The 19,923-nt window shown below is 72.7% G+C and carries 21 protein-coding genes; 8 read left to right on the top strand and 13 right to left on the bottom strand.

All coding sequences use genetic code 11. From position 1 onward, the window contains the following. Positions 1 to 729 precede the first annotated feature (729 nt). From DFQ13_RS04605 to DFQ13_RS04590, 4 genes are all read right to left on the bottom strand, one after another. On the bottom strand, positions 730 to 1,572 hold the full coding sequence (locus DFQ13_RS04605; protein WP_110078944.1) for an ABC transporter permease: 843 nt from the start codon (positions 1,570 to 1,572) through the stop codon (positions 730 to 732). Then, positions 1,569 to 2,630, bottom strand: a complete 1,062-nt coding sequence (locus tag DFQ13_RS04600) for an ABC transporter ATP-binding protein (RefSeq protein WP_110078943.1) — start codon at positions 2,628 to 2,630, stop codon at positions 1,569 to 1,571. Before DFQ13_RS04600 ends, DFQ13_RS04605 begins: the two co-directional genes overlap by 4 nt. 165 nt (positions 2,631 to 2,795) lie before the next feature. After that, entirely contained in the window at positions 2,796 to 4,232 is a 1,437-nt protein-coding gene (locus tag DFQ13_RS04595; protein ID WP_110078942.1) for a GuaB1 family IMP dehydrogenase-related protein, read from the bottom strand. A gap of 91 nt (positions 4,233 to 4,323) precedes the next feature. Then, on the bottom strand, positions 4,324 to 5,862 hold the full coding sequence (locus tag DFQ13_RS04590) for an ATP-dependent DNA ligase (protein WP_407643125.1): 1,539 nt from the start codon (positions 5,860 to 5,862) through the stop codon (positions 4,324 to 4,326). Between the two features lie 287 nt (positions 5,863 to 6,149). Here DFQ13_RS04590 and DFQ13_RS04585 point away from each other — a divergent pair, with 287 nt between their 5' ends. Continuing rightward, on the top strand, positions 6,150 to 7,001 hold the full coding sequence (locus tag DFQ13_RS04585) for an NAD-dependent epimerase/dehydratase family protein (protein WP_219994288.1): 852 nt from the start codon (positions 6,150 to 6,152) through the stop codon (positions 6,999 to 7,001). Positions 7,002 to 7,011: 10 nt separating this feature from the next. Here DFQ13_RS04585 and DFQ13_RS04580 read toward each other — a convergent pair whose 3' ends face one another. After that, positions 7,012 to 7,329, bottom strand: a complete 318-nt coding sequence (locus DFQ13_RS04580) for a hypothetical protein (protein WP_146241096.1) — start codon at positions 7,327 to 7,329, stop codon at positions 7,012 to 7,014. Positions 7,330 to 7,400: 71 nt separating this feature from the next. Here DFQ13_RS04580 and DFQ13_RS04575 point away from each other — a divergent pair, with 71 nt between their 5' ends. Then, positions 7,401 to 8,270, top strand: a complete 870-nt coding sequence (locus DFQ13_RS04575) for a helix-turn-helix domain-containing protein (RefSeq protein ID WP_233438264.1) — start codon at positions 7,401 to 7,403, stop codon at positions 8,268 to 8,270. An 11-nt stretch (positions 8,271 to 8,281) separates the two neighbouring features. Continuing rightward, the gene (locus DFQ13_RS04570) at positions 8,282 to 8,467 is read left to right on the top strand and encodes a DUF397 domain-containing protein (protein ID WP_110078939.1); all 186 of its coding nucleotides are present in this window, start codon (positions 8,282 to 8,284) and stop codon (positions 8,465 to 8,467) included. Positions 8,468 to 8,507: 40 nt separating this feature from the next. Here DFQ13_RS04570 and DFQ13_RS04565 read toward each other — a convergent pair whose 3' ends face one another. Beyond that, the gene (locus DFQ13_RS04565; RefSeq protein ID WP_110078938.1) at positions 8,508 to 9,899 is read right to left on the bottom strand and encodes a class II fumarate hydratase; all 1,392 of its coding nucleotides are present in this window, start codon (positions 9,897 to 9,899) and stop codon (positions 8,508 to 8,510) included. Between the two features lie 102 nt (positions 9,900 to 10,001). On the opposite strand from DFQ13_RS04565, the gene DFQ13_RS04560 reads away from it, so the two are divergent. Continuing rightward, positions 10,002 to 10,982 (top strand): NAD(P)/FAD-dependent oxidoreductase, encoded by a 981-nt coding sequence (locus tag DFQ13_RS04560; protein WP_110078937.1) that lies wholly within the window; start codon positions 10,002 to 10,004, stop codon positions 10,980 to 10,982. A 58-nt stretch (positions 10,983 to 11,040) separates the two neighbouring features. On the opposite strand, the gene DFQ13_RS04555 is transcribed toward DFQ13_RS04560, so the two are convergent. After that, positions 11,041 to 11,658 carry a L,D-transpeptidase gene (locus tag DFQ13_RS04555; protein ID WP_110078936.1) on the bottom strand — a complete coding sequence of 206 codons (618 nt, stop codon included), beginning with the start codon at positions 11,656 to 11,658 and terminating at the stop codon, positions 11,041 to 11,043. Positions 11,659 to 11,878: 220 nt separating this feature from the next. After that, entirely contained in the window at positions 11,879 to 12,946 is a 1,068-nt protein-coding gene (glpX, locus tag DFQ13_RS04550) for a class II fructose-bisphosphatase (protein ID WP_035287129.1), read from the bottom strand. Between the two features lie 122 nt (positions 12,947 to 13,068). On the opposite strand from glpX, the gene DFQ13_RS04545 reads away from it, so the two are divergent. Then, positions 13,069 to 13,671, top strand: coding sequence for a DUF4245 domain-containing protein (locus DFQ13_RS04545; RefSeq protein ID WP_110078935.1), 603 nt, complete (start codon positions 13,069 to 13,071; stop codon positions 13,669 to 13,671). On the opposite strand, the gene DFQ13_RS04540 is transcribed toward DFQ13_RS04545, so the two are convergent. The 4 genes from DFQ13_RS04540 to DFQ13_RS04525 are packed head-to-tail and all read right to left on the bottom strand — an operon-like array spanning position 13,668 to position 16,386. After that, on the bottom strand, positions 13,668 to 13,868 hold the full coding sequence (locus DFQ13_RS04540) for an exodeoxyribonuclease VII small subunit (RefSeq protein ID WP_035280719.1): 201 nt from the start codon (positions 13,866 to 13,868) through the stop codon (positions 13,668 to 13,670). The two genes, DFQ13_RS04545 and DFQ13_RS04540, sit on opposite strands and share 4 nt — an antisense overlap. Beyond that, entirely contained in the window at positions 13,865 to 14,275 is a 411-nt protein-coding gene (locus DFQ13_RS04535; protein WP_035280717.1) for a hypothetical protein, read from the bottom strand. Before DFQ13_RS04535 ends, DFQ13_RS04540 begins: the two co-directional genes overlap by 4 nt. A 2-nt stretch (positions 14,276 to 14,277) precedes the next feature. Continuing rightward, positions 14,278 to 15,558, bottom strand: a complete 1,281-nt coding sequence (gene xseA / locus DFQ13_RS04530; RefSeq protein WP_035280715.1) for an exodeoxyribonuclease VII large subunit — start codon at positions 15,556 to 15,558, stop codon at positions 14,278 to 14,280. A gap of 27 nt (positions 15,559 to 15,585) precedes the next feature. Next, positions 15,586 to 16,386 (bottom strand): lipid droplet-associated protein, encoded by an 801-nt coding sequence (locus DFQ13_RS04525; protein ID WP_110078934.1) that lies wholly within the window; start codon positions 16,384 to 16,386, stop codon positions 15,586 to 15,588. An 89-nt stretch (positions 16,387 to 16,475) separates the two neighbouring features. Between DFQ13_RS04525 and DFQ13_RS04520 the strand changes: the two genes are divergently transcribed. Further along, positions 16,476 to 17,432: a 4-hydroxy-3-methylbut-2-enyl diphosphate reductase gene (locus DFQ13_RS04520; protein ID WP_084175415.1), complete on the top strand. Its 957-nt coding sequence runs from the start codon at positions 16,476 to 16,478 to the stop codon at positions 17,430 to 17,432. Positions 17,433 to 17,495: 63 nt separating this feature from the next. On the opposite strand, the gene DFQ13_RS04515 is transcribed toward DFQ13_RS04520, so the two are convergent. Further along, positions 17,496 to 18,134 carry a DUF6542 domain-containing protein gene (locus DFQ13_RS04515; RefSeq protein WP_110078933.1) on the bottom strand — a complete coding sequence of 213 codons (639 nt, stop codon included), beginning with the start codon at positions 18,132 to 18,134 and terminating at the stop codon, positions 17,496 to 17,498. A 270-nt stretch (positions 18,135 to 18,404) separates the two neighbouring features. Here DFQ13_RS04515 and rmuC point away from each other — a divergent pair, with 270 nt between their 5' ends. Both rmuC and DFQ13_RS04505 read left to right on the top strand, forming a co-directional pair. Next, complete coding sequence (rmuC, locus tag DFQ13_RS04510) at positions 18,405 to 19,346, top strand: DNA recombination protein RmuC (RefSeq protein ID WP_110078932.1); 942 nt, start codon at positions 18,405 to 18,407, stop codon at positions 19,344 to 19,346. Between the two features lie 78 nt (positions 19,347 to 19,424). After that, positions 19,425 to 19,898 carry an SRPBCC family protein gene (locus DFQ13_RS04505; RefSeq protein ID WP_325050895.1) on the top strand — a complete coding sequence of 158 codons (474 nt, stop codon included), beginning with the start codon at positions 19,425 to 19,427 and terminating at the stop codon, positions 19,896 to 19,898. Positions 19,899 to 19,923: the final 25 nt, after the last annotated feature.

Genomic DNA, 19,923 nt, shown 5'->3' with positions numbered 1-19,923 from the left:
TCCCGGCCGGGCGTTCCGCTTTCCGGGCTCCCCCACCACAAACCGGTCAACCGCCCCGAAAGCCGCCGACCCGCCCCCAGCCACGCCGAACCCCAGGGCGCAGCCGCCGACCACCCAACAAACCGCCGGCCCCGCGACCAGCCACCCGAACCCCACCGTGCGCAACCGGCGACTACTCAACAAACCGCCGGCCCCGCGACCAGCCACCCGAACCCCACCGTGCGCAACCGGCGACTACTCAACAAACCGCCGGCCCCGCGACCAGCCACCCGAACCCCACCGTGCGCAACCGGCGACTACTCAACAAACCGCCGACCAGGCGGCCTGCCACGGCGAACCCACCGTGCGCAGCCTGGCGACCACCCCGCCAACCGCCGGCCCCGCGACCAGCCACCCGAACCCCACCGTGCACAGCCGGCGACCACCCGACAAACCGCCGGCCCGGCGCCGGAATGCCCGGGTGGGTGGATTTGCTTGGGTGGGGGAAGCGATCATGTGAAAGCCTGTCTGGGCGGTGGGGCATCTCTTCAGCCCCACCTGACACGCTGGATCACATGATCGCTGTAGGGGCCCCGCCCAAGCAGATCCACCCACCCGGGCACCACAAACAAAATCCCGGGCTTTGATCCACGGATACGGCCGAGCAGACCGGCTCGCCTGGAGCACCACCAAAAACCCAGCGCTCCCAAGGGATTCAACCGGGCACCAACGCAACCCCGCCGGAAGACCTCAGTCGAGTGCCCGCTTGAGGAACCCCTTGATGCCGATGGCCCCGAACAGGACACAGGAACCGACCATCACCAGCAGGTTGATCCACATGGGAATGTGCGGCACCTGCGGGACCAGCTCCGCGCGCATCGCCTCGCTCACGTAGGTCAGCGGGTTGAGCGCGCAGACGACCTGGAACCAGCGCAACTGCTCCAGCCCCATCCACGGGAACTGGGTGCTGCCGGTGAACATCAGCGGCATCAGGATCACCGCGAACATGATGTTGATCCGGCGCGGTGGGACGGAGGTGCCGATGACCATGCCGATGGCGCCGCCCGCCAGCGAGCCGAGCACGACGATCAGGAAGACCGGCAGGTACGAGCCCGCGGGCCAGCTCACGTCGTCCAGGATCAGGAAGCCGATCGGCACCATCACCGCGGCGGCGATGATGCCGCGCAGCGCCCCGAACAGGATCTTCTCCACCGCGACCCAGGAGATGGGGATCGGGGCCAGCAGCCGGTCCTCGATCTCCCGCGTCCAGGAGAAGTCCATGATCAGCGGCATCGTGGTGTTCTGCAGCGCGCCGAGGAACCCGTTGAGCGCCACGATCCCCGGCAGCAGGATCGCCGCGTAGTCCCCGCCGACGTACCCGAGGCTGGTGAGCACCTTGCCGAAGATGAACAGGGTGAAGAACGGCTGCACCACCACCTGGGCGAGGAACGGCAGCAGCTCGCGGCCGGTGACGACGACGTCGCGCCACAGCACCGACCAGAAGGTGCGCAGGGACGTCCCGAGGCCGACGGGCGAGGACGTCGCGGTTTCAGCGCCGGCGGTTTCGGCGCCGGTGGTCTCGGTGGTGGTCATCGGAGCTCCCGCCCGGTCAGGTGGATGAACACGTCTTCCAGGCTCGGCGTCCCGATGGACAGGTCGGACACCTCGCACGATTCGTCGCCGAGCACCCGCAGGACGGCGGGCAGCACCACGGCCGCGTCGTGCCCGGTGTAGAGGCGGTACTGGGCGGTGCCCGCGGCGGCTGCCGGGGCGGCGGGTGCTCCGCCGGGCATTCCAGGCATCCCCGGTGGCAGGCCGGGCGGCATCCCCGCCGGGGCGGCCGCACCGGCCCTGATCGACTCCACCCGCTCGACCCCGTCGATGCCCCCGAGCGCGGCTTCGACCCTGGCCGCCTCGGTGTCGCCGAGCCGCACGGTGACGCTGACCGTGGTGCTGCCCGGCAACCCCTTGATCAGCCCGGCGGGCGTGTCGAGCGCGAGCAGCTTCCCGTGGTCGACGATCCCGATGCGGTCGCAGAGCTTCTCCGCCTCGTCCATGTCGTGCGTGGTCAGCACGACGGTGACCCCCTCACCGCGCAGCTCGGCGACCCGGTCGTGCACGAACAACCGCGCCTGCGGGTCCAGCCCGGTCGACGGCTCGTCGAGGAACATGACCTTCGGCCGGTGCATGAGCGCCCGGGCGATCATGATCCGCTGCGCCTGCCCGCCGGAGACCAGGTCCACCTTGTCGCCCGCCCGGTCGGCGAGCCCCATCCGGTCGAGGATCTCGTCCGCCCGCTTGTTCCGCTCCGCCCGACCCACCCCGTGGTAGGCGGCGTGGAACAGCAGGTTCCCCCGGATGTCCAGCGACCGGTCCAGGTTGTTGCGCTGCGGCACGACGGCCAGCAACTGCCGCGCCCGGGTGGCCTCGGCGACGACGTCGACGCCGAGAATTCTCGCCTTGCCGCCGGTGGGCATGACCCGGGTGGTCAGCACCCCCACCGTGGTCGTCTTGCCCGCCCCGTTGGGCCCCAGGAGTCCGAAGACCTCACCCGGTTCGACGGAGAAGCTGAGACCGTCGACGGCGGGTTTGGGGCTCTTCTTGTACTGCTTGACCAATTCGATGACCTCGACCGCGCTCACGCGGGTCAGGGTAGCGGGGAGGCGGTGGTCGGCCGCGCGGTTTTCGGCTGCTGTCCGGTTTGGGGGAACTCCTGAGGTTTCGGTGCTGTTGGGCCGATTCGGCGGTGCTGGGGCATTCGGGTGCGTGGTTCGTCCCGGCCTCCTCCTCGGTTGTGCGTTCCCGGGCGGGCGGGGTCACCAGCCGGTGGGGAGGGGGCGGCCTTCGGCGAAGCCCGCGGCCGACTGGACGCCCACCACCGCCTTGCGGTGGAACTCCTCGAGGGTCGTGGCGCCCGCGTAGGTGCAGGCGCTGCGGACGCCGGAGCAGATGGCGTCCAGGAGGTCTTCGACACCGGGGGCGTGGGGGTCCAGGCGCATCCGGGAGGCGGAGATCCCCTCCTCGAAGAGGGCCTTGCGGGCCCGGTCGAAGCCGCTGTCGGTGCGCGTGCGGGCGGAGACGGCGCGCTTGGAGGCCATGCCGAAGGATTCCTTGTAGGCGCGGCCCTGTTCGTCGCGCAGGAGGTCGCCGGGGGACTCGTAGGTGCCCGCGAACCAGGAGCCGACCATGACCGAGGCCGCGCCCGCCGCCAGGGCGAGGGCCACGTCCCGGGGGTGGCGGACGCCGCCGTCGGCCCAGACGTGCTTGCCGAGGGCGTGGGCGGCCTCGGCGCACTCCTGGACCGCGGAGAACTGCGGGCGGCCCACGCCGGTCATCATCCGGGTGGTGCACATGGCGCCGGGGCCCACGCCGACCTTGATCACGTCGGCGCCCGCCTCGACGAGGTCGCGCACGCCCTCGGGGGTGACGACGTTGCCCGCGACCACGGGGACGGACGGGTCCACGGCGCGGACCGCGCGCAGGGCGGTGAGCATCTTCTCCTGGTGGCCGTGGGCGGTGTCCACCACGAGGGTGTCCACCCCCGCGTCCAGGAGCGCTCCCGCCTTGGCCGCCACGTCGCCGTTGACGCCCACGGCCGCCGCCACCCGGAGGCGGGACTCGCCGTCCAGGGCCGGGGTGTAGATGTCGGCGCGCAGCGCCCCCTTGACGGTGAGGACACCCGCCAGGCGGCCGTCGGGGTCGACGGCCACGGCGATCCTGGTGGTGCGGCCGTCCAGGGCGTGGAAGACCTCGCGGGGGGCGGTGGAGACGGGGAGCGTGAGCACCGCCGGGTCGGCCACCTCGCGCAGGCGGGTGAAGCGGTCGACGCCCAGGCACGCCGCCTCGTCCACGGTGCCGATGGGCTTGCCGTCGTCGTTGACCACCACCACGGCGCCGTGGGCCCGCTTGGGCAGCAGGTTGAGGGCGTCGGCGACCGCGTCGCCCGGGCCCAGGACCAGCGGGGTGTCCCAGACCGGGTGCCGGGCCTTGACCCAGGCGGTGATGTCGGCGACCGCGCCGGGGTCGACGTCCTGCGGGAGCACGACCAGGCCGCCGCGCCTGGCGACCGTCTCGGCCATCCGCCTGCCCGCGACGGCGGTCATGTTGGCCACCACGACGGGGATGGTGGCGCCCGTTCCGTCCGAAGTGGACATGTCGACGTCGAAGCGGCTCTCCACCGGGGACCTGCCCGGCACCAGGAAGACGTCGTCGTAGGTGAGGTCGTGCTGCGGTGTGGCGTGGTAGAAGCGCATGGGAGGAACGTTACGGCGTCCGCGCCCGGCGCGCGAAAAGTTGTCCACAGGGTGCGTTTCGGCTGGTGGGCCGCTTGGCAGAAAGTGTCCACTAAGGATTTGACGGTGCGCCGGGCAGGAGGGCTCGCACCGCGTCGATCGGGTCGGCCTCGGCGGGGGTCTTGTCGGGGCGGTAGCGCACGACCCTGGCGAAGCGCAGCGCCACGCCACCCGGGTAGCGGGTGCTGACCTGCACGCCGTCGAGGGCGATCTCCACGACGACCGACGGCCGCAGGTACACCGCCCAGTCGTCGCGGTGGGACTCGTGGGCGGGGAACTCCTCGGTCTGCCTGCGCAGGAGTTCGTCGGTGAGGCCCTTGAAGGTCTTGCCGACCATGACCGGGGGCCCGCCGTCGGGGTCGCGGGCGCCGAGGTGGAGGTTGGACAGGAGGCCGGTGCGGCGGCCGTGGCCCCACTCGGCGGCGAGGACGACCAGGTCGAGGGTGTGCACCGGCTTGACCTTCTGCCACGCCTTGCCGCGCCTGCCCGCCGCGTACACCGAGTCCAGGGACTTGACCACGACGCCCTCGTGGCCCGCGGCGAGGGCGGCCTCGGTCAGGTCGTCGGCCTGCTCCGGGGTGGGTTCGAGGACACCGGGGACGACGTGTTTGCCGACGGCCCGTTTCAGCGCCCGGTTGCGCTCGCGCAGCGGGGCGTCGAGCAGGTCGGTGCCGTCGAGGTGCAGGCAGTCGAAGAACCACGGGCGCAGGAGGAGGGCCTTGACCTGTTCGTCGACGGTGCTGCCGAAGCGGGACATGGTCTCCTGGAAGGGGCGGGGGCGGCCGTCGTCCTGGAGCGCGAGCGTTTCACCGTCCAGGACGGTGCTGTGGCAGGGGAGGCCGCGGACGAGGTCCACCAGTTCGGGGACGCTCGCGGTGATGTCGCGCAGCGTGCGGGTGTACACGAAGACGGTGTCGCCGTCCTTGTGGACCTGGATGCGGGCGCCGTCGAGCTTGAACTCGACCAGGCAGGGGGCCAGTTCGGCGAGCGCGTCGTGCAGGGTGGCGCCGGGGGAGGCGAGCATCGGGCGGACCGGGCGCCCGAGTTCCAGCGCAAACGCTTGCAGCGCCGCCGAGCCGCCATCGAGGGCGGCGCGGGCGGTGGCGGGGAGGCGCCCGGAGAGCATGAAGGCGCGGCGGACGTCGGCGCCTGGCACGTCGGCGGCGCGGGCCACGGCGTCGAGCATCACGCCTTCGAGCGCGCCCTGGCGCAGCTCGCCGGTGAGCAGGGCGCGGAGGAAGTCCTGCTCGGCTCGGGTGGCCCGGTCGAGCAGGTCCTTGAGCAGTGCGGCGCGGGCGGCGGTGGAGCCCTTGCCGCTGGTCGCGGCCACCGCGGTGAAGGTGGTGTCGACATCGGTGGCGGTCAGGGTGGAGGTTTCGGCGGGTCGGTCGAGCAGGGCGTGCAGGGTCCGCCAGCCCGCCCCGATCCGGCCCTGCCGGGGCGCCCCGGCGAGGAACGCCACGACCACCTCGACCTCGTCCGGGCCGTCGGCGCGCACCAGCAGCCCGGCCAGCGCGTCGACCTTGGCCAGCCGCGACCGCGTCCGCCCCACCTCGGCGGACACCGCCACGACCTCGCCGAATGTCAGCATGGCCCCATCGTGCCCCGGGGGACCGACATCCGCGACGCAACCGCGGCCAGGTGGTGGTGGCCCGGCCGAAGGCCGCCGGGCGGGGCGGCCCGGGGCACCAGTCGCGCGGCGCCGCGAGCAGCATGTCACTCGCGCCTGCGCCGCAGGCAGGTGCGGGAGGGGGCGCTGGTCGGTCGCCACTGGGTGGCCGACCTCGCCCGGGGCACCCGAATCGGCCGGTGGGCGGTTGACCCGGCCCGGGAAACGGCAGGCGCCGCACCTCGCGCCACCCGTACAGTGTCGACTTCGTGGACATCCCCCAGGTGCTGGTGACCGGGTCCTCCGGTGTGGTGGGCGCGGCGATCGCCCGTGAGCTGCACTCGGCCGGGTGGGCGGTTCGCGGGTGGGACGCCCGGCCGGGGCGGTGGACCACCCACCGGGGCGATCTGCGCGACGCCGAGGTGCGCGCCCGGGCCGTCGCGGGCGTGGGAGCGGTCGTGCACACGGCGGCGCTGCACGCCCCGCACGTCGGGAGCGCGCCCGACGCCGAGTTCCGCGCGGTCAACGTCGAGGCCACGGCCGCCCTGCTGGAGCGGGCGGCCCGGTGCGGTGTGCGGCGGGTGGTCTACACCAGCAGCACCTCGGTGTACGGGCACGCCCTGGTGCCCGTCGACCGCGCCGTGTGGGTGGACGAGGAGCTCGTCCCGCGGCCCCGCGACGTCTACGACGAGACCAAGCTCGAAGCCGAGGCGCTCGTCGGTGCCCACTGCGGTGGGCGGCTGTCGACGGTGGTGCTGCGCATCGCCCGCTGCTTCGCGGAGGCCCCGGCGGTCCGGGCCGCGCACCGGCTGTACCGCGGGGTCGCCCTGTCGGACGTGGCCCGCGCGCACCGCTTGGCGCTCGAGCACCCGGACGTGACCGGTGTTCTCAACATCGCGGGGCCGTTGTTGTTCAGGCCGGAGGACACCAAGCAGCTGTGGCTCGATGCCCCGGCCGTCATCGCGCGGCGCGCACCAGAGGTGGTGGCGTTGTTCAGGCGGCGGGGCTGGCCCCTGCCCGCGAAGATCGACCGGGTCTACGACTCGCGGGAGGCGTCCAGGCGACTGGGTTACCACCCCGCGCACGGCCCCGCTTCGCCCGCCGAGGGAGAGCCGGGGTGAACGGCCCGCGTCAGCGGCCCCCGGCGTCGGACGGGGTCAGGTCGACGTCGATCCAGTCCATCACCATCGACAGGTAGTGCCCGACCACGGCGGACTGCTTGGGCGAGAGCACGACGCTGCGCCCCTCCCCGTCGGTGATCGTCACGTCCGGCATCCGCAGCGTCATCAGCGCCTCCGGCACGCCGTCGTGCCCTGGCACCCGCCAGGTGCGTTCGGCGGGGGCGCGGTCCATGAGGGCGCGGTGCAGCCGCTCGGTGATCGAAGCGGCCGTCGGGGCGTCCGCCGACGCACTCGTTGAAGTGTCCACAGTGGTCTTATCCGGTCCCATGCCGACAGGGTGGCCCGTTGCGAGCGGTGCACGCCAGGGACCGATCGAGTGATTGCGTCTCGGGGGGCGATGTGGAGAACATCGCGGCCATGCCAGGAAACTCGCACACGTCCGTGCGCTCCCGCACCGTCGCCGCCGAGCTGCGCAGGCTCCGCGAGGCGCGCGGCCTCAGTTGCGCCGAGGTCGGCGAGAAGCTGGGCGCCTCCGCCAGCAAGATCAGCCGGATGGAGACCGGCCACAGCGGCTTGCAGGTGGAGGACGTCGCCGCCCTGCTGGGCTTCTACGAGGTCTCCGCGAAGAAGCGCACCGAGCTGTTGGACCTGCTCAAGCGCGGGGACCAGAAGGGCTGGTGGGAACGCCAGGCCAACCTGCCCACCATCTGGCGCGCGGTCATCGACTTCGAGAACAAGGCCACCAGAATCCAGAACTTCGAGGCCATCGTGGTTCCCGGCCTGCTCCAGACGGATGAATATGCCGCCGCGCTGCTGCGCGGCACCAACCCCACCTTGTCGGGGGCTGAGCTGGACAACCTGGTCGCCACGCGGATGGCCCGGCACAGCTTGCTCATCGGTCACCGGGCGCCGCAGTACGTGGCGTGCATCCACGAATCCGCACTGCGCATCCCGGTGGGCGGTTCAGGCGTGATGGTTCGCCAGCTGCGTCGGCTGATAGACCTGGGGGAGCGCGCGAACATCACCATCCGCGTGGTGCCGTCCGGCTCGGGCGCACACGCGGGTCTGCGGGGGTCATTCATGATTTTGGAGTTTGCTGAGGAACCCGCGCTGGTCTACATGGAGAACCAGGCCACGGGGTTGTTCCTCGAAGAAGAGGCCGATCTGGCCGGGTATCGGCTCGCGCTGCACAATATTCTGAGTGAAGCCGTTGCACCCGATGCAACAGAAACAGTGTTGGCGGCCTTGATCACCGAGCTGACCAAGTGAGAGGAGCGCGGATGTCTGCGCTTAACCTGAGTACTGCCCGCTGGCGCAAGAGCAGCCGCAGCACCGACACCGGCAACTGCGTCGAGCTGGCCACGCCGAGCCCGGTGGCGGCGATCCGCGACTCCAAGAACCCGGACGGCCCGGCGCTGGTGTTCCCGGAGTCCGCCCTGCCGTCCCTGCTCGCCCACGTCAGGTGACCCGCCGGGGTCGGGCCGGACCAGGCCCGACCCCGAGCGGCTACCTGCCGCCGCGCGCCATCCGCAGGACGTCCAGGGCCTCGTCGAGCTGGGCCTCGGTGAGCTTGCCCGCCTTCACGTGGCCGCGTTCGAGGACCACCTCGCGGATGGTCCGGCGCTCCTTGAGCGACTGCTTGGCGATCGACGCCGCCTCCTCGTAGCCGAGGTACTTGTTCAGCGGGGTCACGATCGACGGGGACGACTCCGCCAGCTCGCGCAGGTGCTCCGCGTTCGCCGTGATGCCCCCGACGACCTTCGACGCCAGCAGGCGGGCGACCGCGGCGAGGAGGCGGGCGCTCTCCAGGACGTTGCGGGCGATCACCGGCAGCATCACGTTGAGCTGGAAGTTGCCCTGGGTGCCCGCGAACGCGACCGCGGCGTCGTTGCCGATGACCTGGGCGACGACCATCATCGTCGCCTCCGGGAGAACCGGGTTGACCTTGCCGGGCATGATCGACGAGCCCGGTTGCAGGTCCGGCAGGGCGATCTCGCCCAGGCCGGTGCGCGGGCCGGAGCCGAGCCAGCGCAGGTCGTTGGCGATCTTGAACAGCGACACCGCGACCGTGCGCAGGGCACCGGAGGCCTCCACCACCGAGTCCTGGGTGGCCTGGGCCTCGAAGTGGTCGCGCGCCTCGGTCAGCGGCAGGTCGGTGAGCTGGGCCAGCTCCGCGGCGACCGCCATGCCGAAGCCGTCGGGTGCGTTGAGGCCGCTGCCGACGGCCGTGCCGCCGATGGGCAGCTCCGCCAGCCTGGGCAGGACCGCGTGCAGGCGCTCGACGCCGAAGCGGAGCTGGGCCGCCCAGGCGCCCGCCTCCTGGCCCAGGGTGATCGGGACGGCGTCCATGAGGTGGGTGCGGCCGGACTTGACCACGTCCGCCCAGTCCTCGGCGCGGTCCTCGATCGCCTCGGCGAGGGTTTCCAGGGCCGGGACCACGTCGGTGGCCAGGGCCTCGGTGGCGGCGACGCGCAGGGTGGTGGGGAAGGTGTCGTTGGAGGACTGGGAGGCGTTGACGTGGTCGTTCGGGTGGACCTCCCGGCCCAGGGCCCGCGTGGCGAGGGTGGCGATGACCTCGTTGGCGTTCATGTTCGACGAGGTGCCGGAGCCGGTCTGGAAGACGTCGATCGGGAACTGGTCGTCGTGCGCGCCCCCGGCGACCTCGGTCGCGGCCGCGGCGATGGCCTCGGCCACGTCGTCGTCGAGGACGCCGAAGCGGGCGTTCACCCGGGCCGCGGCGGCCTTGAGCAGGCCGAGGGCGCGGATCTGCGCCCGCTCCAGGCCGCGGCCGGAGATCGGGAAGTTCTCGACCGCCCGCTGGGTCTGGGCGCGCCACAGCGCGTCCGCCGGAACCCTGACCTCGCCCATGGTGTCGTGCTCGATGCGGTAGTCGGTCATGACCCCAGTCTCGCCCGGATCAGGGGTCTTCGCGGGGTGCGCAATGTCGTCTTCGCCACATAGGGTGGATCGCACCACCACTTCCCTGGAGAGCGGGGACGCATGACCTCTCCCATCGACGTCGACCTGCTGATCGTCGGCGCGGGCCCGACCGGGCTCTACGGCGCCTACTACGCCGGGTTCCGCGAGCTGTCCACCGCGGTGGTGGACTCGCTGCCGGAGGCGGGCGGGCAGGTGACCGCCATGTACCCGGAGAAGATGATCTACGACGTGGCGGGTTTCCCCGCCGTGCGCGGGCGCGACCTGGTGCGGGCGCTGGTCGACCAGGCCGACCAGTGGAAGCCGACCTACCTGCTGGGGCGGCGGGCGCACGCACTGTCCGAAGAGGACGGCCGGTTCACCGTCGGGCTGGACGGCGGGGTCTGCGTGCGGGCCAGGTCCGTGCTGATCACCGCCGGGATCGGCGAGTTCACGCCGCGGCCGCTGCCCGCCGGGACCGGCTGGCTCGGGCGGGGCATGGTGCACTTCGTGCCCGCGCTGGACGCGCACCGGGGACAGGACGTGGTGGTCGTCGGCGGCGGGGACTCGGCGTTCGACTGGGCGCTCGCGCTGCACGCGATCGCGGCGAGCGTGACCGTCGTGCACCGGCGGGCCCGGTTCCGGGCGATGCCCTCCACCGTGCGGCAGGTCCAGGGGCTGGGCGTGCGGATCGTCACCGACGCGGAGGTCGTGTCGTTCAACGGCGAGCAGGAGTTGCGCTCGGTGTCGATCGCGGTGAAGGGGGTCGACGGGGAGGAGGAACTGCCCGCCCAGGCCGTCGTCGCCGCGCTCGGGTTCACCGCCGACCTGGGGCCGATCGAGTCGTGGGGGCTGGAGGTCGCGCACCGGTCCATCCCGGTGGACTCGACCATGCGGACCGGCCGGGAGCTGGTGTACGCGGCGGGGGACGTCGCGGCCTACCCGGGCAAGGTGAAGCTGATCGCCACCGGGTTCGGGGAGGCGGCCACGGCGGTGAACAACATCGCGGTCGCACTGGACCCGGCGGCCCACCTGTTCCCCGGGCACTCCAGCGGCGGCGAGTGACCCCATCGGAACGCGGGAGCGGCGCCCGGATCTCCGGGCGCCGCTCCCGCGTTCGGGACTACTTGACCACCTGGACGACGTCGCCGACCTTGAGGCCGTTGTAGAAGGTCTTGGCGGCGGCGTTCGACAGGTGGATGCAGCCGTGCGACTTCACCTTGAGGCTGCCCTGGTGGAACGCGATGCCGCTGTTGAAGAACACCGAGTAGGGCATCGGGGCGTCGTCGAACTCGCTGCTCTTGTGGTCGATGTCCTTCCACTGCACCTTGAAGGTGCCGGGCGGGGTCAGGTACCCGGGGCGACCGCTGGTGATCGGCACCGGGCCGTAGACGACCTGGCCGTCCTTGAGCAGCCACGACTGGTTCGCGCTCAGGTCGATGCAGGCGTCGGCGTCGGTCGTGCACGGCGTGCCCTGCGACGGGGCAGGCTTGGGCTTGGTCGTCGTGGGCTTGGGCTTGGTGGTGGTCGGCTTGGGCTTCGTGGTGGTCGGTGCGACCGTGGTGGTGGTGGTCGTCGGTGCCACGGTGGTCGTGGTGGTGGGGGCGGCTGTGGTGGTCGTCGTCGGTGGTGCGGTGTCCGAGACCGTGGGCACCTGTGCGGCGGTGTTCCCGCCACCCGTGCCGCACGCCGACAACAGGCCCACCGCGACCGCCGCGACCCCCAGGATGACCTTGCGCATGTACCGGCTCCTCGCCACCCCCGGTCGACCGGCAGGCCGACACGTCCTGTGAGGCAAACCCTCGTGCATGGAGACGCTCCGGTGCGAGGACGGGTTGTCGAACGCGACCAACTCGTGACACACCCGCGATCGGGCGACCGGAACTCCCACGGACAGTGTCGTTCCCGGGCAGAACGAAGGCCCCGCTCCCGGTTCGGGAGCGGGGCCTTCGCGGGTGCCGCTACGGCAGCGGCGGGATGGAGTCCTCGGCCGTGCCCTCGGAGATGCGGTCGAAGTCCACCGAGCTGTACTCGCGGAGCTTCGTCAGGCGGTGGAAGCCGTCGATCATCCGCAGGGTGCCGGACTTGGAGCGCATCACGATCGACTGGGTGGTGCAGCCGCCGGAGCGGTAGTGCACGCCGCGCAGCAGGTCGCCGTCGGTCACCCCGGTGGCGCAGAAGAAGACGTTGTCGCCGCGCACCAGGTCGTCGGTGAGCAGGACCCGGTCCAGGTCGTGGCCCGCGGCGACGGCCTTGGCCCGCTCCTCGTCGTCCTTGGGCCACAGCTTGCCCTGGATGGCGCCGCCCATGCACTTGAGCGCCGCCGCGGCGATGATGCCCTCGGGGGTGCCGCCGATGCCGATCAGCATGTCGATGCCGGTGGACGGGCGGGCCGCGGAGATGGCCCCGGCCACGTCGCCGTCGGAGATGAAGTGGATGCGGGCGCCCGCCTCGCGCACCTCCCTGACGATGCCCTCGTGCCGGGGGCGGTCCAGGACGCACACCGTCACGTCGGAGACGTCGGTGTCCTTCGCCTTGGCCACCCGGCGGATGTTCTCCGCGACCGGGGCGGTGATGTCGACGACGTCGGCCGCCTCCGGGCCCACCGCCAGCTTCTCCATGTAGAACACCGCGGACGGGTCGAACATCGCCCCGCGCTCGGCCACGGCGAGCACGGCCAGCGCGTTCGGCATCCCCTTGGCCATCAGGGTGGTGCCGTCGACCGGGTCCACCGCGACGTCGCAGTCGGGGCCGTCGCCGTTGCCGACCTCCTCACCGTTGTAGAGCATGGGCGCCTCGTCCTTCTCGCCCTCGCCGATGACGACCACACCGCGCATGGACACGGTGCCGACCAGCTTGCGCATGGCGTCCACCGCGGCGCCGTCGCCGCCGTTCTTGTCACCGCGCCCCACCCAGCGGCCCGCCGCCATGGCCGCCGCCTCGGTGACCCGCACCAGCTCCATCGCCAGGTTGCGGTCCGGTGCCTCGCGGCGGCGGGTGCCGGTGGTGGACGGGGTCGGGGTACTCATGGTTGCCTCCCGGCAAAGACTGTGGTCGGGGGAACTGGACCATTTCGCATCCTCCCAGATCAGCGCGGGTCCACGCGCTGTCACCGAGCCGTGCCGCTCGTCACCCTGCGTCGCCTGCGACGATGGGGGGCGTGGCCACACCAGGAGAACCGGCCGGTCCGCCGCCGAAGAACCGTCTGAACCAGGGACTGCGGGACATGGTCCTGTCCCTGATCGCGCTGCTGGTGATCATCGCCGCATTGCTCCTGTTCAACAAGAGCTGCTCGTTCAACCCAGGTGGGCCCGCGGCGGACACGTCATCGTTGCCCACTGTGGACGTGGAGCAGCAGTTCGAGCAGGTGGCGGGCACGCTGGACTTCCCGCTGCGGCTGCCGTCGGTGCCCGGGGAGTGGCGGGCGAACTCCAGTTCCACCGGCCCGGCCGCGCCCGCCTCGGTGGTGGTGCGCGTCGGTTGGCTGACGCCCGAGCGGTACGTGCAGCTCAGCCAGTCCGGCGCCGACCCGGCCGACCTGGTGCGGGCCGAGACGGAGAACGAGTCGCCGCCGACCGGGTCGGTCGAGGTCGACGGGACACAGTGGACGGTCCACCCGGGCAGGCGGGCGGAGCGGGCGTGGACCGCCGACCTCGGCGACACGAGCGCGCTGATCACCGGTACCGGCACCGAAGAGGAGTTCCGCACGCTCGCGCGCGCCGTGCAGACCGGCAGGCCGGTCGAGGAGGACTAGTCGTCGGCCTCGGCGGCGGCCAGGGCGGTTTCCACTCGCTCGCGGGCGCCCGCCAGGTGCTTGTCGCAGATCTTGGCCAGGGTTTCGCCGCGTTCCCAGAGGGTCAGCGACTCCTCCAGGGAGAGGCCGCCCGCCTCCAGTTTGGCGACGACCGCCACCAGTTCGTCGCGGGCCTGTTCGTAGCCGGGGGTGGTCACCTTGCTGGGCTCTCCAGACGGGTCAGGGCTCGGGCGAGGACGGTGGCCACCGCCTGGTCGAAGCCGACGAACGCCTCGGCGAAGTCGGCGCCGTCGCGGTCGGTCACGGCCTCGGTGATGCGGGCGCCCGCCCGGTTGATCCGGGTCTGGTTGGCCGGGGCGGTGGGGCCCGCGTACAGGCCCGCCGCCGTGCACAGCTCGCGCAGGCGCCGGGGGAGCTGGTGGCGGCCGGTGTTGGCGCAGCCCGCCAGGAGGGTGGCCCACGCCTCGGCGGCGGCGGCGTCCGCGCGGATCGCCGACCAGTGCACCTCGCGGGCCGAGCGGGGGGAGCCGGGGTCGCGGGAGATGGTGCACGCGGTGGAGAGGGTGAGCGGCAGGAAGGTGGGTTCGTTGCTGGTCGTGGCCACCGCTACCTCCCCTCGTGCGCCGGGTCCCGGTCGCCGGACACGACCGCGTGCAGGGCGCCGTCGGCCAGCCTGATCCGCAGGGTCGCGCCCTCGGCGGCGTCGTCGGTCGAGCGCAGCACGCGGGGGACCCCGTCGGCATCGGTCCGCTGGACGACCGCATACCCACGGGCAAGCGTGGCGGCTGGCCCCAGGGTCGTCAAGCGGGCCCGGGTCGCGGCCAGCCCGGCGGACTCCTCGGCGAGCCTGCCCAGCAGCGCCCGCCTGCCCCGCTCGGTCAGCGCGCGCACCTCCTCGGCCCGCCTGAGCAGCGGCGACACCGGGTCGGCCAGCACCGGCCTGCTGCGCAGCTGGGTCAGCAGCCGCAGTTCGCGGTCCACCCACCCGTGCAGCGCCCGGCGGGCCCGGTCGCGGGCCTGGCGCACCCGCGCGGACTCCTCGGCCACGTCCGGCACCACCCGCTTGCCCGCGTCGGTCGGGGTGGAGCAGCGCACGTCGGCCACGTGGTCGAGCAGCGGGGTGTCCGGTTCGTGCCCGATCGCGCTGAGCACCGGCGTGCGGCAGTCCGACACCGCCCGGCACAGCGCCTCGTCGGAGAACGGCAGCAGGTCCTCCACGCTGCCGCCGCCGCGGGCGATCACGATGACCTCCACCTCCGGGTCGCGGTCGAGCACCCGCAGCGCGTCGAGGATCTGCGGCACCGCCGTCGCGCCCTGCACGGCCACGTTCTCCACCCGGAACGCCACCGCGGGCCAGCGCGCGGTGGCGTTGACCAGCACGTCGTGCTCGGCGGCCGAGGCGCGGCCGGTGATCAGGCCGACCTTGCGCGGCAGGAACGGCGGCCTGCGCTTGCGCCGCGCGTCGAACAGGCCCTCGGCGGCGAGCAGCCTGCGCAGCCGCTCGATGCGGGCCAGCAGCTCGCCGACGCCCACGGCCCGGATCTCGTCGGCGCGCAGGCTCAGCGTGCCGCGGTTGAGGAAGAACGTCGGCTTCGCGCGCACGACGACCCGGGTGCCGTCGGTCAGCGGCGGCTCGTGCCGCCGCAGCACGCCGGTGGCGCAGGTGACCGTCATCGACACGTCCGCCGCCGGGTCGCGCAGGGTGAGGAAGGCGGTGCCGGTGCCCGGGCGGGCGGAGATCTGCGTCAACTGGCCCTCGACCCACACGGTGCCGAGCCGGTTGATCCAGTCGGCGATCTTGCGGGCCACGGTGCGGACCGGCCACGGCTCCTCGGGCGTGGAGCCGGGTTTGGCGGTGGTGCCGTCGGCGGTGCTGTTCTCAGTCACGGTGGCTTTCGGTCGGGCTCGGTCGGGTCACTGCTGGTCGCGCACCGTCTCGATGCGCCGGGTGAGCATGCCGACGAACGACGCGCGGTTCTCCCCGGAGCGCTCGTAGGACAGCAGTTCCTCCAGGTCGGCGACGGAGAACGTGCGCAGCCGGGCGCGCAGTTGCGGCAGCGACAGCTCGTCGTAGTTGGGGACCGCGGCGGGGGCGTTGGCGATCGCCTTCTGCTCCTGCTCCCACGGGTCGGCGCCGGTGGCCTCGGCCTCCAGCGCCGCCTCCTCGGCGGCCCGCTCCGCGGCTGCCCCGGCCGCCGGGTCGTCCGCCACGTCGGCCTCGGCGATCCCGGCGCCCCCGTCGACGGCCACCTCGGCCGTGGGGTCCGCGGTGGACGCGGAGGCCGCGGTGTCCGGGGTGGACCCGTCCTCCTCGGACTCGTCCTCCTCGGACTCGTCGTCCAGGTCGTCCAGGTCGAACCCCTCGTCGAACCCGGCGTCCAGGTCGTCGTCGAGGTCGTCCAGGTCGTCGTCGGTGACCCGGTCGAAGGCGGGGCGGCGCGGGCCGGTGGCGGCGGGCGGGGCGACCGGGTCGACGTCCTCGTCGAAAGTCGCCCATTCCGGTGATTCCTCGACCGGGCGCAGCAGGGCCAGCGCCTCGTCGCCCTTGACGGCCAACTCGGTGACCTGCTGCTGCACCCGCATGGACGCCTGCAGCGCCTGGCTGGCGATGGTGACCGGGAGACCGACGATCCGGCGGGGCAGGTCCCGGGCGCGCTCGACCGCCGTGGCCGCGAGCCCGGCCGCGAGGCGCACCGGCAGGGGGAGGGGCTTCATGGGCACCAGCCTGCCGGAATCCGCCGGTTCTGCACAGCGGGCCACGGCGCCCTCTTCGCGAGACCCGGGCCACACGTACCCTGGGCGGTATGAGTGCTCCGACCAAGCGCGTGTTGCTGGCCAAGCCGCGCGGCTACTGCGCCGGTGTCGACCGGGCCGTCATCACGGTGGAGAAGGCCCTGGAAACCTACGGCGCGCCCGTCTACGTCCGCAAGGAGATCGTGCACAACAAGCACGTCGTGGAGACGCTGCGCGAGCGCGGCGCCATCTTCGTCGACGAGGCCGACGAGGTGCCCGAGGGCGCCATGGTCGTGTTCTCCGCGCACGGCGTCTCGCCCGCGGTCCACGAGCAGGCGGCCGAGCGCAACCTGCGCACGATCGACGCCACCTGCCCGCTGGTGACCAAGGTGCACTACGAGGCCAAGCGGTTCGCCAAGGACGACTACGACATCCTGCTGATCGGCCACGAGGGGCACGAGGAGGTCGAGGGCACCGCCGGTGAGGCGCCCGAGCACGTGCAGTTGGTCGACACCGCCGAGGACGTCGACCGGGTCGTGGTCCGCGACCCGTCGAAGGTCATCTGGCTGTCGCAGACCACGCTCTCGGTCGACGAGACCATGGTGCGGGTCAACCAGCTCAAGAACCGCTTCCCGGACCTGCAGGACCCGCCCAGCGACGACATCTGCTACGCCACCTCCAACCGCCAGTTCGCGGTGAAGGCGCTGGCGCCGGAGTGCGAGCTGGTGCTGGTCGTCGGGTCGGTGAACTCCTCGAACTCCAAGCGGCTGGTCGAGGTCGCGGTGCAGGCCGGGGCGAACGCCTCGTACCTGGTGGACTACGCGCACGAGGTGGACGAGGCCTGGCTCGACGGCGTGACCACAGTCGGTGTCACCAGCGGCGCCTCGGTGCCGGACAACCTGGTGATGGACCTGCTGGCGTGGCTGGCCGAGCGCGGCTACGGCCAGGTCGACGAGGTCACCACGGCCAACGAGAAGATCACCTTCGCGCTGCCGCCGGAGCTGCGCAAGGACCTCAAGCCCGCCTGAGCGCCGAGACGCGACGAGAGCCGAGACCCGACACCGGGTCTCGGCTCTCGTGCTGTCCCGGGGCTATTCCGGGCGGGGTTTGCGCGTGGTGGGCTTGCGGTTGGGGTCGCGCGGCCCGCGGTCCGGGCGCGGCTCGCGCTTGGCCTCCTCGCGCGGCGGGCGGGGGCGGCGCTCCCGGGTCTCCTGGCGCGGCTTGCGCTCGCGCGGCGCCGCGTCGTCGGCACCCCGGTCCCCGGTGTCCCTGACGGGGTCGCGCTGCCGCAGCAGCCGGGCCACCCCGATCGCCACGCAGACCGCCGTGGTGATGGCCATGGTGGGGAAGTTGCTGGTCAGCGGGAACGCGACCGTGATGAGCAACTGCTTGCGGCCGCTCCCCTCGTCCGGGCTCAGCGCGATCAGCGCGCCCGCCGCGGTCACCGCGAACACCAGCGGCGGCTGCACCATCGGGCCGAACAGGTTGCGCCTGCGCACCAGGCACACCGCGGCGACGCAGCCCAGGACGAACCCGCCCTGGTAGATGCCGCCGAGGGTCTCCTGCCGCTGCATGTCGACCACGGCCGCGACCGCGGACAGGGCGAGCGCGAGCAGCACCGCGCCCCACCACGGCAGGCCCCGGGAGGCGCCGAACAGGGGGCGCTCGTCCCACGCGGGCCCGGCGCGGTCATCGTCCAGATCGCTTTGGCGATCGCGAGTCGCGGTCACGCCGGTACACGTTAGTCCGTCGGGGTAAGGAGACCGCGAAGATCGGGGCGAACCCGGCGCCCGGCCCACCCGATTCGGTGGCCCGCGTCACAAGTTCGGGCGGATTCGTGTCCGTTTCCGGGGTCCGGTTCGGCCATTCGCCCGCGTCGTGGACCGCTCGGCGCCCGGAATGACCAGTCGCCGGACCCGATGGGTGCCCGGGTCGCTCCCCGCCGGGGAGCCGGGGGTGTGGGCTAATGATCGCCCGCCGACCTCCCGAGGAGACCGACTGTGACCGCCGTGTTCGGCACCCTGACCGCTGTGCTGGCGCTGCTGCTGGCCGCCGCCCTGGTGGTGTTCCGGCGCCTGTACGACGACAGCAACCGCCGGGCGGACGCCTTCCGCGCCGAGGTGACCGCCGAGCGGGTGCGCTCCGACGCCCACCAGAGCGCGCTGCGCCGCTACGAGGTCGCGTTCGCCTCCATCAGCGGTCGCGGTGAGCTGGGCGAGCAGGTGCTGGTGGAGACCGCGCGGGCGCTGGGGATGCGCGAGGGGCTGCACTTCTCCGTGCAGACCGACGTGGCGGGCGGCGGCGCGGCCCGGCCGGACCTGCTGCTGCTCGTCGGCGACGGCCGCCGCGTCCCGGTCGACGCGAAGATGAGCATGGCCACCTGGGTCGAGGCGGTGGAGACCGACGACGCCGAGGAGCGGCTGGACGCGCTGCGGGTGCACGTGCGCAACATCCGCTCCCGGGCGGTCGACCTGGCGGGCAAGGGCTACCAGCGCTGGGCGGACGCCATCTACGGGACGATCATGTTCGTCCCGTCCGACGCCGCCGTCGTGGCCGCCCTGGACGCCGACCCGGAGCTGCTGCGCTGGCTGATGGACCGGCGGGTGTTCCTGTGCGGGCCCACCGGGTTCGCCGTCATCGCCTCGGCCGCGCTGTTCGCCGCCACCGAGCGCACGATCGCCGCCGACGTCGCCGCCGTCCGGGCGCAGTCGGCCGCGGCGCACCGGGCCGCCGCGGGCGCCCTGGACGCGGTGAACCTGTCGAGCACGCACCTGCAGCGCTTCATCTCGGCCCGGCGCCGGGAGCTGGACGCCTTGGAGCAGTTCCGGGGCGCGGTGGCGCCGCTGACCGACGCGGCGGGCAGCCCGACGCCGCTGCCCGCCATCCGCCGGGTGGACGAGCCCAACGGGCTGTTCGAGGTGGACGGGTCCGCGGACGACTGAGCCGACCGCTGGATTCGGCGCTACGACCGCCCCCGCGCGCAAGCCCTCGCCGACCTCAAGCGCCGCATGGAGAACCCCGTGACCGACCCCGACTTCGTCTACACCACCTACATCGACACCACCCCCGAGAAGCTGTGGCGGGCGCTGACCGACCCCGCCTTCACCCGCGAGTACTGGTGGGGCACCGAACAGCTCTCCACCTGGGACGAGGGCGCCCCCATGAGCTGGGACGGCGAGGACGACCCGGAGCAGGTGGTGCTGGAGTCCGACCCGCCCCGGCGGCTGAGCTACACCTGGCACACCTTCACCACCACCTGGGCCGAGCGCGTGGGCATCGCCGAGGAGCTGCGCGCCCGGCTCGCCGCGGAGTCCCGCTCGCGGGTCACCTTCGAGATCGAGCCGGAGGGCGAGCTGGTCAAGCTCACCGTGGTGCACGGCGGGTTCGAGCCGGGCAGCACCGTTCGGGCGATGGTCGGCGAGGGGTGGCCGCTGGTGGCCTCCGGCCTCAAGTCCTACCTGGAGACGGGTCGCCCGCTGCCCGCCGCGCGGTAGGTCGCGGGTCGAACGCGCGTTCGGT

Source organism: Actinokineospora spheciospongiae (assembly GCF_003182415.1).
Taxonomy (GTDB): Bacteria; Actinomycetota; Actinomycetes; order Mycobacteriales; family Pseudonocardiaceae; genus Actinokineospora; species Actinokineospora spheciospongiae.
This window is presented reverse-complemented; position numbering and strand designations above follow the sequence as displayed.

Bases quoted from the DNA above. Each gene is read 5' to 3' on its own strand.
- DFQ13_RS04560 (WP_110078937.1), top strand. From the start codon at position 10,002: ATGACCTCTCCCATCGACGTCGACCTGCTGATCGTCGGCGCGGGCCCG.
- DFQ13_RS04580 (WP_146241096.1), bottom strand. From the start codon at position 7,329: ATGGGACCGGATAAGACCACTGTGGACACTTCAACGAGTGCGTCGGCG.
- DFQ13_RS04565 (WP_110078938.1), bottom strand. From the start codon at position 9,899: ATGACCGACTACCGCATCGAGCACGACACCATGGGCGAGGTCAGGGTT.
- DFQ13_RS04570 (WP_110078939.1), top strand. From the start codon at position 8,282: ATGTCTGCGCTTAACCTGAGTACTGCCCGCTGGCGCAAGAGCAGCCGC.
- DFQ13_RS04590 (WP_407643125.1), bottom strand. From the start codon at position 5,862: ATGCTGACATTCGGCGAGGTCGTGGCGGTGTCCGCCGAGGTGGGGCGG.
- DFQ13_RS04605 (WP_110078944.1), bottom strand. From the start codon at position 1,572: ATGACCACCACCGAGACCACCGGCGCCGAAACCGCCGGCGCTGAAACC.
- glpX (WP_035287129.1), bottom strand. From the start codon at position 12,946: ATGAGTACCCCGACCCCGTCCACCACCGGCACCCGCCGCCGCGAGGCA.
- DFQ13_RS04525 (WP_110078934.1), bottom strand. From the start codon at position 16,386: ATGAAGCCCCTCCCCCTGCCGGTGCGCCTCGCGGCCGGGCTCGCGGCC.
- DFQ13_RS04555 (WP_110078936.1), bottom strand. From the start codon at position 11,658: ATGCGCAAGGTCATCCTGGGGGTCGCGGCGGTCGCGGTGGGCCTGTTG.
- DFQ13_RS04545 (WP_110078935.1), top strand. From the start codon at position 13,069: ATGGGGGGCGTGGCCACACCAGGAGAACCGGCCGGTCCGCCGCCGAAG.
- DFQ13_RS04520 (WP_084175415.1), top strand. From the start codon at position 16,476: ATGAGTGCTCCGACCAAGCGCGTGTTGCTGGCCAAGCCGCGCGGCTAC.
- DFQ13_RS04595 (WP_110078942.1), bottom strand. From the start codon at position 4,232: ATGCGCTTCTACCACGCCACACCGCAGCACGACCTCACCTACGACGAC.